This is a genomic window from Massilia sp. UYP32 (assembly GCF_050434365.1).
Lineage (GTDB): Bacteria > Pseudomonadota > Gammaproteobacteria > Burkholderiales > Burkholderiaceae_D > Telluria > Telluria timonae.
In genome coordinates this window covers 120,166-131,767 of record NZ_JBNDIK010000005.1, presented here as the reverse complement: position 1 = coordinate 131,767, position 11,602 = coordinate 120,166, and the positions used below count along the sequence as shown (strand labels likewise).

Genomic DNA, 11,602 nt, shown 5'->3' with positions numbered 1-11,602 from the left:
GATGCCCAGGAACAGCAATGCAGAAAGGTCAGGCGAGAATGTTCAGCAAGCCGTCCAGGCCCGAGAAATTGAGGGCGACATTGGCCTGCTCGCGCACCACCGGCTTGGCGCGGAAGGCCACCGACAGGCCGGCGACGCCCATCATCCTGAGGTCGTTGGCGCCGTCGCCCATGACGATCGCCTGCGCTGGATCGATGCCGAGTTCCGCGCACACGCGCAGCACCGTGCGCTTCTTTTCCTCGGCGTCGACGATGCCGCCTAGCACGCGGCCGCTCAGCCTGCCGTCGATGACTTCGAGCACGTTGGCGTGGGTGTGGTCCAGGCCCAGGCGCGGCTTGAGACGGTCGGTGAAGAAGGTGAAGCCGCCCGACACCAGCAGGGTCTTGAGGCCGGCCGCCTGCACCGCCTGCAGCATCGCTTCGCCGCCCATCGAGATGCGCAGGCGTTCGTCGTAGACGCGCTGCAGCGCGCCCGCGTCCAGGCCCTCGAGCAAGGCGACGCGCCGCGTCAGGCTCTCCGAAAAATCGAGCTCGCCGCGCATCGCGGCCTCGGTGATCGCGGCCACCTGCGGCTTGAGGCCCTGCATGTCGGCGATCTCGTCGATGCACTCGATGGTGATCAGGGTGGAATCCATGTCCATCGCCACCAGCCTGAAGTCGGCCAATGTGCGGCCGGCCGCGATGAAGGTGGCGTCGACGCCGGCCTCGAAGGCGGCGGCGTCGATCTCCTGCCTGAGCGCGGCGCTGTATTCGACGCCTTCGGCGCGCAGGCAGCGCGCGCCGAGCGCGGTCAATCGTTGCGGCTTGGCCAGCCGCGCCAGGCGTTCGAGAGTCTGTTGGTCAGCCTGCGGTCCTTGCAGCACCAGGTTCGTGGTCATGAATGTCGTTCTCGTCAGGCGAGCAGTTGTTTGATGGTCTGTTTGATCTGGTTCACGCGCGCCGCCAGGTCGGGCATGCTGGCCGTGATGCGCAGCTTGTCCTGGCCGGCCAGCTTGACCTGGCGGTTCTTCTGGATCAGCGTGATGATCTTGATCGGGTCGATCGGCGGCTGTTCCATGAACTGCAGGCTGGCCGCCTCGCCATGGGCGTCGATCTTGACGATGCCCACGCTCCTGGCCGCGATGCGCAGGCGGTGCGTCTCGACCAGCGCCTTCACCGCATCCGGCATCTTGCCGAAGCGGTCGATCAACTCCTCTTGCATGCCGTCGATGCGGTCCTGGCTCTCGCAATTGGCCAGGCGCTTGTAGATCGACAGCCGCTCGTGCACGTCGCCGCAGTAGTCGGCGGGCAGCAGGGCCGGCACGTGCAGGTTGATCTCGGTGGTCGACGACAGCGGCGCCGCCAGGTCCGGCTCCTTGCCGGCCTTGAGCGCGCGCACTGCCTCGTTGAGCATGTCGGAATACAGCTGGAAGCCCACTTCGAGCATCTCGCCGGACTGGTTCTCGCCCAGCACCTCGCCGGCGCCGCGGATTTCCAGGTCGTGCATGGCGAGGTAGAAGCCGCTGCCCAGTTCTTCCATCTGCTGGATCGCGTCCAGGCGGCGCTGCGACTGCTTGGTCAGGTTCGACAGGTCGTTCACCAGGAGGTAGGCATAGGCCTGGTGGTGCGAACGGCCGACGCGGCCGCGCAGCTGGTGCAGCTGGGCCAGGCCGAACTTGTCGGCGCGGTGCATGATGATCGTGTTCGCGGTCGGCACGTCGATGCCGGTCTCGATGATGGTCGTGCACAGCAGGATGTTGAAGCGCTGGGCCACGAAGTCGCGCATGACCTTCTCGAGGTCGCGCTCGTGCATCTGGCCGTGGGCCACGCCGATGCGCGCCTCCGGGAGCAGCTCTTGCAGCATCGCGCGGCGGTTCTCGATGGTGTCGACTTCGTTGTGCAGGAAGTAGATCTGGCCGCCGCGCTTCAGTTCGCGCAGGCAGGCTTCGCGGATGATCGAGCCGTCTTCGCTGCGCACGAACGTCTTGATCGCCAGGCGCTTCTGCGGCGCGGTGGCGATGATCGAGAAATCGCGCAAGCCTTCCAGCGCCATGCCCAGGGTGCGCGGGATGGGCGTGGCGGTCAGCGTCAGCACGTCGACCTCGGCGCGCAGGGCCTTGAGCGCCTCTTTCTGGCGCACGCCGAAGCGGTGTTCCTCGTCGATGATCACCAGCCCGAGGCGCGTGAATTTCACGTCAGGCGACAGCAGTTTATGGGTGCCGATCACGATGTCGAGCGTGCCGTCGGCCATGCCCTTGATCGCGTTGTTGATCTCCTTGCCGGTGCGGAAACGCGACAGCTCGGCGATCTTGACCGGCCAGTCGGCGAAGCGGTCGGCGAAGGTCTGGGCGTGCTGCTCGGCCAGCAGGGTGGTCGGGGCCAGGATCGCGACCTGCTTGCCGCCCATGACGGCGATGAAGGCGGCGCGCAGCGCGACCTCGGTCTTGCCGAAGCCGACGTCGCCGCACACCAGGCGGTCCATCGGCCGGCCCGAGGTCATGTCCTTGATGACGTTGTTGATCGCCTCCGCCTGGTCCGGGGTCTCGTCGAAGCCGAAGCTCTGGGCGAAGTTCTCGTAGTCGATGCTCGAGTACTCGAACGAGTGGCCCTGGCGCGCGGCGCGCCGCGCGTACAGGTTCAGGAGTTCGGCGGCGGTGTCGCGCACCTGCTCGGCGGCCTTGCGCTTGGCCTTTTCCCATTGGCCCGAGCCGAGCGTATGCAGCGGCGCGTCCTCGGGCGAGGTGCCGGAATAGCGCGAGATCACGTGCAGCTGCGAGACCGGCACGTAGAGCTTCGTGTCCTTGGCGTATTCCAGGTGCAGGAACTCGGTCTCGCCTTCGCCCAGGTCCATGCTGGTCAGACCCATGTAGCGGCCGATGCCATGGTTGATGTGGACCACCGGATCGCCGATCTTGAGCTCCGACAGGTCGCGCACCATCGACTCGACCTGGCTGGTCGCTTCCTGCTTCTTCTTGCCGGCGCGCCGGCCCGAACCCGCATACAGCTCGGTTTCGGTGATGAAGACCAGGTGGCCCGATTCGGCGTCGAGCAGCTCGAAGCCGGCCTGCAGCGGCGCCACGCCCAGCGCGAGCCTGGCGTCGCTCTGGCGGAAGCCCTCGAAGCCCTCGACCGGCGCCAGCTCCAGCCTGTATTCGCCGAAGTACTGCTGCAGGGTCTCGCGGCGGCCGGCCGAATCGGCGCAGATCATCACGCGGGTGTCGCTGCGCTGCAGGTAGGCGCGCAGATTGGTCAGCGGATCGTCCAGGCGCCGGTTGACGGCGATGTCGGGGATCGGCGCCGACAGCTCCGAGGCTGGGGCGGCCGGATCGCGCGCGATATTCCAGCGGCCGTGCGGCTTGATGCAGGTGAAGAACTGCTCGGCGCCCAGGAACAGCTCGTGCGGCTCCAGGATCGGACGCTCACGGTCGCTCTTGAGGAAGCGGTAGCGCGACTCGGTGTCGAGCCAGAAGCGCTGGATCGCCGCGTCGATGTCGCCCACCAGGGCCACTGGAGCATCGCCCGGCAGGTAGTCGAACAGGTTGGCCGTCTCTTCGAAGAACAGCGGCAGGTAGTATTCGATGCCGGCCGAGGCGATGCCGTTGCCGATGTCGCGGTAGATCGGCGAGCGGGTCGGGTCGCCCTCGAACCGCTCGCGCCAGCGGCCGCGGAAGGCGGTGCGGGCCGCGTCGTCCATCGGGAACTCGCGGCCCGGCAGCAGGCGCACCTCTTTCACCGGATACAGCGAGCGCTGGGTGTCGGCGTCGAAGGTGCGGATCGATTCGATCTCGTCGCCGAACAGGTCGAGCCGGTACGGCAGCACGGAACCCATCGGGAACAGGTCGATCAGGCCGCCGCGCACCGAGTACTCGCCGGGCGACATCACTTGCGACACGTGGGTATAGCCCGCCAGCGTCAGCTGGGCCTTGAGCTTCGCCTCGTCCAGGCGTTCGCCCTGGCGGAAGAAGAAGGTGTAAGCGGCCAGGAACGAGGGCGGCGCCAGGCGCACCAGCGCCGTGGTGGCCGGCGCCACCAGCACGTCGCACTGGCCGTTGCGGATCTCGTGCAGGGTGGCCAGCCGTTCCGACACCAGGTCCTGGTGCGGCGAGAACGCGTCGTAAGGCAGCGTTTCCCAGTCGGGCAGCAGGTGGCAGGACAGCTTGCCGTCGGCAAACCAGGGGATTTCGTCGAGCAGGCGCTGGCCGTCGCTCGCATTGGCGACGACGACGGTGAGCATCTGGCCGTTGGCCTTCAGGGCCAGCGCGGCGGTGGCGAGGGCATAGGCGTCGGACGAGCCGTGCGCCAGCGGCAGGACGAAACGGTGACCTGGCTTGGGGAGGTGCTTCTTGAGATCGAAGGGCATGCAGCGTGCTGTTACGTTCGCGTCAAAAGTAGGCGTCAATTATAGACGAAGGCGCAATGGATCGCCTTCACGTGCGCCCCGACGCTTGCATCGACCCCGTTAACGTAATATTCTAAGTTACGAAAAAGCCCGATAAGGAATCCAATGTCCCATTTTCACGATCCGGCGATGGTGGCGCGCTACCACGAAGGCCCGCCGAAATTCGTCCCCGGCTTCGCCGACATGCAGCGCATGGCGCGGGTCCTGCTGGCCGAGCGCGCGCCGTTTGATGCGCGGGTGCTGGTGCTGGACGCCGGCGGCGGCCTGGAACTGAAGGCGTTCGCGGACGGCCAGCCGGCGTGGACCTTCGACGGCGTCGATCCGTCGGCCGCGATGATCGAGCTGGCGCGGCAACTGGTCGCGGCGCACGGCGACCGGGTGCGCCAGCCTGGCGGTGCTGGCCTCGGGGGCGTGCTCCGCGGCTGGATCTGCCGCGCCTGAAGAAGCGCAGTGGTTGTGGTCGGGCTGAAAGTCGCGCATGATCCTGTTTCCACAAAATAAATACAGGAGACCTTCATGCGCGCAGGCCTGGCCGCCGTATCCCTATCGATCGCATCCATGCTGCCCGCGCTGGCGCATGCGGCGCCGCCCGTCGACCTGGTCTTGTTCGACGGCGCGCCGCGTCAGGGCGTGACCATATCGGCGGTCGCTCCCGATACCGAGCATGTCCTGCTGGGCGAACGCGTCGACGCCGCTGCGGGCATCCGCGACACATTCCCCGGCAGCGCGATCGAACTGGCGCGCGGCGAAGGGCCGGGCGGCGGCAAGGCCTTGACCCTGCGCTGGAACAGGATCTGGAAAAGCGGCGTGCGCTTTGCCGGTCCGCCGTTCGACCTGCGGCCCTACCTGGCGGCCGGCACCCTGGCCTTCGACCTCAAGGTCGATGCGCTGGACCAGGGCGGGATCCTGTTCCGGGTCGGTTGCGGCGACGACTGCGAGCGCCACGTGTCCTACGTGTTGCCGGGACGCGCGGCCCAGGGCAAGGGCTGGCAGCGCATCGTGCTGTCGATGTCGTGCTTCGCGCGCGACGGCGACGATTTCCGGTCGGTGACGCGCCCCTTCCTGCTGGAGGGCACCGGCAGCGGCCAGGTCGGCGTCGCCAATGTGGCGTTCTCCCGGGCCGGCACGCCCAATACCCCATGCCCCGACTGGCGCACGGTGGCCGTCACGCCCGACACCCTCAACGAATCGTGGTCGACCGACTGGTGGCTGCCGCGCCACCGCCAGAAGCTGGACGAGGCCAGGCGCATGGTCTTCGAAGGCCGCAGCCCGCAGCTGGTCTTCATCGGCGATTCGATCACCCAGGGCTGGGAAAAAGAGGGCGCGCAGGTGTGGCAGCAGAACTATGCGCGCCACCATGCGCTGGCCCTCGGCTTCGGGGGCGATCGCACCGAGAACGTGCTGTGGCGCCTGCAGCACGGCGAAGTGGATGGCATCGATCCGAAGGTGGCGGTGCTCCTGATCGGCACCAACAACACGGGGCATCGGCGCGACTTCCCCGCCATCACGGCGGCCGGCATCGCGCGCAATCTGGAAGAACTCAAGAAGCGCCTGCCGCGCACCCGCATCCTGCTGCTGGCGATCTTCCCGCGCGATGCAAAGGCGGACGGCCCGCTGCGCCGCCTGAATGAACAGGTCAATGCGCGCCTGCCGGCGCTGGCCGACGGACGCCAGGTGTTCTACCTCGACGTGAACAAGGCGTTCCTGGCGCCGGACGGCAGCCTGCCGGCGAACGCGATGCCGGACTGGCTGCACCCGAACGAGGCCGGCTATGCCATCTGGGCCAGGGCTATGCAGCCGGAGCTGGAGCGCCTGCTGGCGTTGCCTCGGCTGTAGGCGCTGCGGACACCGTATCGGCCGCGCGCCGGTTCGCGATCCCGAACGGCACGTGCACCATCGGGATCGTGGCGCCGGGTCCGGAGTCGAGGTGGGCGAGCTGGTCGTCGAAGAAGATATGCGGCTTGAACACCGACAGCACGCGGCTCTTGTCCATCCCACCCAGGAAGAAGGTCTCGTCGGCCGACACGCCCCAGCTGCCCAGGGTGGTGACGACGCGCTCGTGCGCCGGCGCGCTGCGCGCCGTGATGATGGCGATGCGCACGATGCGGCGGTAGTCCGGATCGTCGCGCTCGGCGTCTTTTTCGAGCTGCTGCAGCATGGCCAGCTTGCGGAACATGCCGGCCAGCGGGCCGGGCTGGTGAGGGCGCGCCACGTGCAGCGTTTCGTGGGCGTGGAACTCGCCCAGGCCGTCGCGCTTGTAAACCGTCTCGGATTCGTCGTCGGCCAGCACGCCGTCGAAGTCGAAGGCCACCCGCAGTTCGATGTCGTCTTCCTCGTCGGCGATGCGCGAGGGCAGCACCAGGCCGGCCGGATAGTCGACCTCGATCGCGCTCTTGACGTCTTCCTCGTTCGCGCTCAGGAACAGCGCGGCGTTGAAGGCCGGCAGGTAGGGGTAGGGCGATTTGCCGGTCATGAACACCGCGCGCGAGATATCGAGCCCGTAGTGGGCCATCGAGCGCATCACGCGCAGCCCCGTCTCGGGCGAGTTGCGCGAGAACAGGACGACTTCGACCGGCGCCTGCTGCGGGAAGCACTTGTTGATGCTGAGGAAGCGCCGGATGAACGGAAAGGCCACGCCGCGCGCCAGCACGACGTCGCGCTGGCGTTCCTGGTAGGCGCGGTACTCGTCGGGCCCATGTTCGAGATAGACCTGGTGCGATTCGGACAGGTCGAACAGCGCGCTGGAGGCGACGCCGATCACGAGTTTTTCTTCGATGGGAAAGGGCATTCAGGCGTCCTGTCGGTCGGATTGTTCGAGGAGTCGGTCGTAGACGTGGCGCGCCTCGGGCGGCAGCGCGAGCACGGCGCGCACGAACAGGGGCTGGCCGCCCATGGCCAGCATCTGCAGCTTGGCCAGCCGGTCGGCGTCCTGCAGCAGGGTCGGCAGGGCGCCGGCGTCGCCGGGGTGCGCGATCGCGTGGCCGATCGCCGGCGGCAGTTCCCACTCGCCGGCGATACGGGCCGAGATCAGGCGCGCCGCCGCCACCAGGCGCGCGCCGAAGTCATCGGCGTCGGGCAGGGCGCCCGGCGGCACCAGCTGCTCGACCACGCGAAAGGCCACCATCAGCCCGACGTTGTGCATCAGGCCCGCCAGGTAGGCCTCGAAAGGATCGGCCCCGTGACGCGGCGCCAGCAGGCCGGCGGCCTGCGCGCACAGTTCGGACTGGCGCCACAGCGGCGGCGCGAGCAGCCGCAGCAGCGGTCCGGCCTGCTGGCTGATGATCGGTCGAAAGGCGACCCGCGCCAGCAGCATGCGCAAGCCGTTCTGCCCCAGCAGCAGCACCGCGCCTTCGAGGCTGCGGATGGGGGACGCGGGCTGGTAATAAGGGCTGTTCACCTCGCGGATCACCTCGGCGACCAGCACCGGGTCCTGGGCCACCTGGCGCGCCAGCGCGCCGGCGCCCGTCGCGCCCTCGCGCAGGCTGCGCAGCAGTTGCGGAATCACGGCGGGCACCCGCGGCACCAGCGCCGCCGCGCCGTGCGGATCGCGCGCCAGGCGCGCCAGCTCGTCGAGCACCGGGCCGTCGGGGGCGGGACGCCCTGTCACGTGCGGGCCGGCGAGCCAGTGGAAGAAAGCGAGATCGAGGTCGAATTGCGCCAGTGTCGGATCGTCGGCGGCGGCGCCGGGACGATTTCCTGCGATGTCGGCAGGAACGGCGATCGGTACGCCCGCTTCGCGCGTGCCGAACAGGCGGGCGAGCCAGCGTTTCATGGGCGTGCGAAGTTCAGCGAAGAGGGCATGGTTCCATTCTACAGCGAACAGCAAACGGCCCGGCCGCCGCTTGCGCGGCGCCGGGCCGTTTGCCGTGACAGCGCTTACTGGCCGTTGTTCGAGCCGGTGGTCGTGTGACCGGTATTGGTCGGGGTCGAGGCACTGCCGGTGGCGTTGGCCGGACCGGTATTCTGCACGTCGTTCGGGCTGATGCCCATCTGTGCATCGACGGTCGGGTTGCCGGTCGAACCAGCCTGGGTCGTGCCCATGGACGAGGAACCGCTGGTGGTGCCGGTCGAGTCGGTGGTGTTGCAGGCGGCCAGGGCAAAGGCCATCACGCCGCCCAGCAGTACGGTCTGGATCGTCTTCATCGTGCTTCTCCTTGATTGGTGAGGTTGCTCATCATGCGAGGTCAGCCGTACACATGAAATAGGAAGACAACGTCAATACCTGTAGGATCAGGCTCACGCATAGTAAGCCGATTCAGGCGCCGCGACTCAGCGGCTGACGGGCATATCCGTGGTTTGCTGGTTGTTGCTGGTGGTGCCCGCGGCGGCATTGACGCCGCTGGCGCCGTTCGCGCCCGAATTCCAGCTGTTTGCGCCGCCGTTGGTGCTCGGGGTTTGCACCCCGCTGCCGGTGGTCGCGCCGGTGCCGGTGCTGCCGCGCATCGAATCGGTCGTGGTGTCGGTCGTGTTGCAGGCGGCCAGGCCAAATGCCATCATGCCGGCGAGAACTGCGCTTTGAACGGTGCGTTTCATGGTGTTCTCCTTGGGTACTTGAATGTTTGTATTCTCGCGACGACGCCGCTACGCGAGAATAGGAACACATCGGATACCCCTGTAGGAATCCACCCTATCAGGCCGTGGCTGTTTCCATGGCGAGCCAGTCGAGCAGTTCCGCCGCCGGCAATGGCCGGCTGAAATAATATCCCTGCACCTTGTCGCAGCGCTGTTCGCGCACCACGTCGAGCTGCGAGCGGGTTTCGATGCCTTCGGCCACAGTCTTCATGCCCAGGCTCTGGGCGACCTTCACGGTGGCCTCGATCAGCACCCGGTGGTGCGAGCTGGTGTCGGCCTGGCACACGAAGGAGCGGTCGATCTTGACCGTGTCCACCGGCAGCAGGTGCAGGCTCGACAGCGACGAGTAGCCGGTGCCGAAGTCGTCCAGCGCGAGCTTGACGCCGAGCGCCTTGAGCTCGTGCAGGCGCAGTTGCGTGTCCTGGTCCTGGGCCGCGAGGCTTTCGGTGACTTCGAGCTGCAGGCTGGCGGCCGGCATGCCGGTCGCGGCCAGCACGGCGGCGACGCTGTCGACCCAGCCGGCCTGGCCGAGCTGGGCGCGTGACAGGTTGACCGCCATCAGGCCCGGCGCCGCGGCGCCAAGGCGGGCCTGCCAGTCCATGAAGTCGCGGCAGGCGCGCGCCAGCACGAAGTCGCCCAGCGCGCCGATCAAGCCGCACTCTTCCGCCACCTGGATGAATTCGATCGGCGGCACGATGCCGCGCTGCGGATGGCGCCAGCGCACCAGCGCCTCGACGCCGGCGGCGCGATCGACGCCGCCGTCCGGCAGCAGGCGCACCACCGGCTGGTAGACCACGAACAGCTGTTCCTCGGCCAGGGCCTGGCGCAGGTCGGCCTCGATGTCGGCGCGCCGCGCCGCGCGCTCGCGCATGCAGGCTTCGAACACGGCATGGCGGTTGCCGCCGGCGCGCTTGGCCTCGACCATCGCGATGCCGGCGTCGCGCAGCAGGCTGTCGGGATCATGCTCATCGCGCATATCGAGCGCCGCCGCATCCGGCCCCCAGGCCAGCCCCAGGCTGGCGCTGCACACGATCTCGTGGCCGCCGATCACATAGGGATGGGCGAGTGCTTCCAGCAGGCGCAGCGCGACCCGCTCGGCGTCGTGCCGCGCGCGCAGGCCGTCCAGCACCACGACGAATTCGTCGCCGCCGATGCGCGCCGCGAGCTGGCCGCTGCGGGCGGCCGGCTCGATCATCGTGGTGGGCGGGCGCAGGGCGCCGCGCAGGCGGTCGGCGATGTGCATCAACAGCTGGTCGCCGCCGGCCTGGCCCAGGCTGTCGTTGAGCTGGCGGAAGCGATCGCAGTTCAGGGTGAGCACCGCGAAGCCGAGTCCGTCCTGCGGCCGTGCCAGCAGGCGTTGCAGCTCGTCGCGCACCGCCGCGCGGTTGGGCATGCGGGTCAGGCTGTCGGTGCGGGCGGCGCTGCGCAGGCGGCGCGACAGCATCTCTTGCTCGCGCTGGACTTCGAAGGTGGCGTCGGCCACGGTGGCCATCAGGCGCTCGGGGTCGAGCTTCGTCAGGTTCAGCGATAGCACCTGCAGCGAGCCGCTGGCGGCGTGGTGCACGCCGACCGGCAGGCGCAGGCCTTCGCAGATCATGCCGGAAGGTTCGATGAAGGCCTCGACCATCGCCGGCAGCTGCGGCGCGACCGGCGCCAGCAGGTCGAACAAGTTGTCCAGGCCGGCGTCGGTGGCGAGCGGCATCAGGAGGTTCGAGGCCATCGGATTGAGCATCTCGACCGTGCCGTCGAGCGTGGTCTGCGCCAGGCCGATCGGGGCCCGGTACAGGAACTGCACCAGCGTTTCATACGCGTCGCCTGGCTCATGCTGCATGGGCGTTCTCCTGGCGGCGTGCAGCCGTGTCTTGTGGTTTGCCGAGATCGCGCAGAATCAGGCAATAGGCGGGGCAGCAGGCGGCGCCATCGAGCTCGCCGGGCAGCGGCTCGCGCTCGGGCAGCGGCGCCACCAGCGTGCTGCCCCAGAACACGGCGCCGTCGGCGCGCAGGCGGCGGCCCTCGTCGAACGACCAGCCGCTGGCGTCGGCTTCGCGCAGGCGGTCCTGGCGGTATTCGAGCGCGATCGTGTCAGGCGGGTAGAAGATCGTGAACGGCCGGCCGACGGCCTCGGGGCCGAAACCGGTGACGCGTCCGACACTCGCGTTCCAGTCGCACAGCCGGCCCTGCAGGTCCAGACTCGCCAGAGCGTAATCCTGGACCCCGGCCAGGATGGCGCTCAGCCAGGCGTCGTTCTGGCGCAGCCGGCGCTCGCGCCGCACCTGTTCGGTGATGTCGTTGATCACCGCCATCACGCGTTCGGGATCGAGCTTGAGCAGGGTGAGCGCCAGGATCTGCGGCGCGCGCCTGGCGCCGGCGCCGGCTTCCAGGTAGACGTGCAGGCCGTCGCAAATCTTGCCGTAGGGTTCGCCATGCTGGGCAGTGCGCTCGCGCAGCTCGGGCGCCACCCGGGCCAGTGCCGTGAACAGGTTGTCCAGGCCGCCGTCGTGCGACAGCGGCATCAGGAGCTGGGCCGCGACCGGGTTCATCATGGTGACGTCGCCCTGGACGTTCGTCTGCACCAGGCCCACCGGCGCCAGGTACAGGAACTGGATCAGCGCCTCGTGCTCGGCGCCGAAATCGGGTGCATCGCGGCTCATCC

At 68.3% G+C, this 11,602-nt stretch carries 10 protein-coding genes; 2 read left to right on the top strand and 8 right to left on the bottom strand.

The window, feature by feature from the left end; translation table 11 throughout:
• Positions 1 to 28: 28 nt before the first annotated feature.
• Together serB and mfd are read right to left on the bottom strand one after the other, a co-directional pair.
• On the bottom strand, positions 29 to 877 hold the full coding sequence (gene serB, locus ABIB42_RS05615; RefSeq protein WP_219863854.1) for a phosphoserine phosphatase SerB: 849 nt from the start codon (positions 875 to 877) through the stop codon (positions 29 to 31).
• 14 nt (positions 878 to 891) lie between these two features.
• Positions 892 to 4,338: a transcription-repair coupling factor gene (gene mfd, locus ABIB42_RS05610; RefSeq protein ID WP_184237544.1), complete on the bottom strand. Its 3,447-nt coding sequence runs from the start codon at positions 4,336 to 4,338 to the stop codon at positions 892 to 894.
• Between the two features lie 144 nt (positions 4,339 to 4,482).
• Between mfd and ABIB42_RS05605 the strand changes: the two genes are divergently transcribed.
• Entirely contained in the window at positions 4,483 to 4,818 is a 336-nt protein-coding gene (locus ABIB42_RS05605) for a class I SAM-dependent methyltransferase (protein ID WP_005670209.1), read from the top strand.
• A gap of 75 nt (positions 4,819 to 4,893) precedes the next feature.
• A complete protein-coding gene (locus ABIB42_RS05600; protein WP_005670211.1) occupies positions 4,894 to 6,213 on the top strand; it encodes a GDSL-type esterase/lipase family protein in 1,320 nt (439 codons plus the stop codon).
• Here the strand turns inward: ABIB42_RS05600 and ABIB42_RS05595 are convergent.
• The 6 genes from ABIB42_RS05595 to ABIB42_RS05570 all read right to left on the bottom strand — a co-directional run bounded on the left by ABIB42_RS05595 (position 6,167) and on the right by ABIB42_RS05570 (position 11,600).
• Positions 6,167 to 7,165: a 5'-nucleotidase gene (locus ABIB42_RS05595; RefSeq protein ID WP_273161436.1), complete on the bottom strand. Its 999-nt coding sequence runs from the start codon at positions 7,163 to 7,165 to the stop codon at positions 6,167 to 6,169. The two genes, ABIB42_RS05600 and ABIB42_RS05595, sit on opposite strands and share 47 nt — an antisense overlap.
• Positions 7,166 to 8,149 (bottom strand): HDOD domain-containing protein, encoded by a 984-nt coding sequence (locus tag ABIB42_RS05590; protein WP_273161437.1) that lies wholly within the window; start codon positions 8,147 to 8,149, stop codon positions 7,166 to 7,168.
• Positions 8,150 to 8,253: 104 nt separating this feature from the next.
• Positions 8,254 to 8,520: a hypothetical protein gene (locus ABIB42_RS05585; RefSeq protein WP_005670219.1), complete on the bottom strand. Its 267-nt coding sequence runs from the start codon at positions 8,518 to 8,520 to the stop codon at positions 8,254 to 8,256.
• A gap of 126 nt (positions 8,521 to 8,646) precedes the next feature.
• Positions 8,647 to 8,910, bottom strand: a complete 264-nt coding sequence (locus ABIB42_RS05580) for a hypothetical protein (protein ID WP_184237529.1) — start codon at positions 8,908 to 8,910, stop codon at positions 8,647 to 8,649.
• Positions 8,911 to 9,007: 97 nt separating this feature from the next.
• Positions 9,008 to 10,780 carry a putative bifunctional diguanylate cyclase/phosphodiesterase gene (locus ABIB42_RS05575; protein WP_005670222.1) on the bottom strand — a complete coding sequence of 591 codons (1,773 nt, stop codon included), beginning with the start codon at positions 10,778 to 10,780 and terminating at the stop codon, positions 9,008 to 9,010.
• The gene (locus tag ABIB42_RS05570) at positions 10,770 to 11,600 is read right to left on the bottom strand and encodes a PAS domain S-box protein (RefSeq protein WP_005670223.1); all 831 of its coding nucleotides are present in this window, start codon (positions 11,598 to 11,600) and stop codon (positions 10,770 to 10,772) included. The genes ABIB42_RS05575 and ABIB42_RS05570 overlap by 11 nt, the downstream gene beginning before the upstream one ends.
• Between the last annotated feature and the right edge of the window lie 2 nt (positions 11,601 to 11,602).

What these genes read in the sequence shown, in the direction of transcription:
- serB (WP_219863854.1), bottom strand. Translation starts at nt 877, where the DNA reads ATGACCACGAACCTGGTGCTGCAAGGACCGCAGGCTGACCAACAGACT.
- mfd (WP_184237544.1), bottom strand. Translation starts at nt 4,338, where the DNA reads ATGCCCTTCGATCTCAAGAAGCACCTCCCCAAGCCAGGTCACCGTTTC.
- ABIB42_RS05605 (WP_005670209.1), top strand. Translation starts at nt 4,483, where the DNA reads ATGTCCCATTTTCACGATCCGGCGATGGTGGCGCGCTACCACGAAGGC.
- ABIB42_RS05600 (WP_005670211.1), top strand. Translation starts at nt 4,894, where the DNA reads ATGCGCGCAGGCCTGGCCGCCGTATCCCTATCGATCGCATCCATGCTG.
- ABIB42_RS05595 (WP_273161436.1), bottom strand. Translation starts at nt 7,165, where the DNA reads ATGCCCTTTCCCATCGAAGAAAAACTCGTGATCGGCGTCGCCTCCAGC.
- ABIB42_RS05590 (WP_273161437.1), bottom strand. Translation starts at nt 8,149, where the DNA reads ATGAAACGCTGGCTCGCCCGCCTGTTCGGCACGCGCGAAGCGGGCGTA.
- ABIB42_RS05585 (WP_005670219.1), bottom strand. Translation starts at nt 8,520, where the DNA reads ATGAAGACGATCCAGACCGTACTGCTGGGCGGCGTGATGGCCTTTGCC.
- ABIB42_RS05580 (WP_184237529.1), bottom strand. Translation starts at nt 8,910, where the DNA reads ATGAAACGCACCGTTCAAAGCGCAGTTCTCGCCGGCATGATGGCATTT.
- ABIB42_RS05575 (WP_005670222.1), bottom strand. Translation starts at nt 10,780, where the DNA reads ATGCAGCATGAGCCAGGCGACGCGTATGAAACGCTGGTGCAGTTCCTG.
- ABIB42_RS05570 (WP_005670223.1), bottom strand. Translation starts at nt 11,600, where the DNA reads ATGAGCCGCGATGCACCCGATTTCGGCGCCGAGCACGAGGCGCTGATC.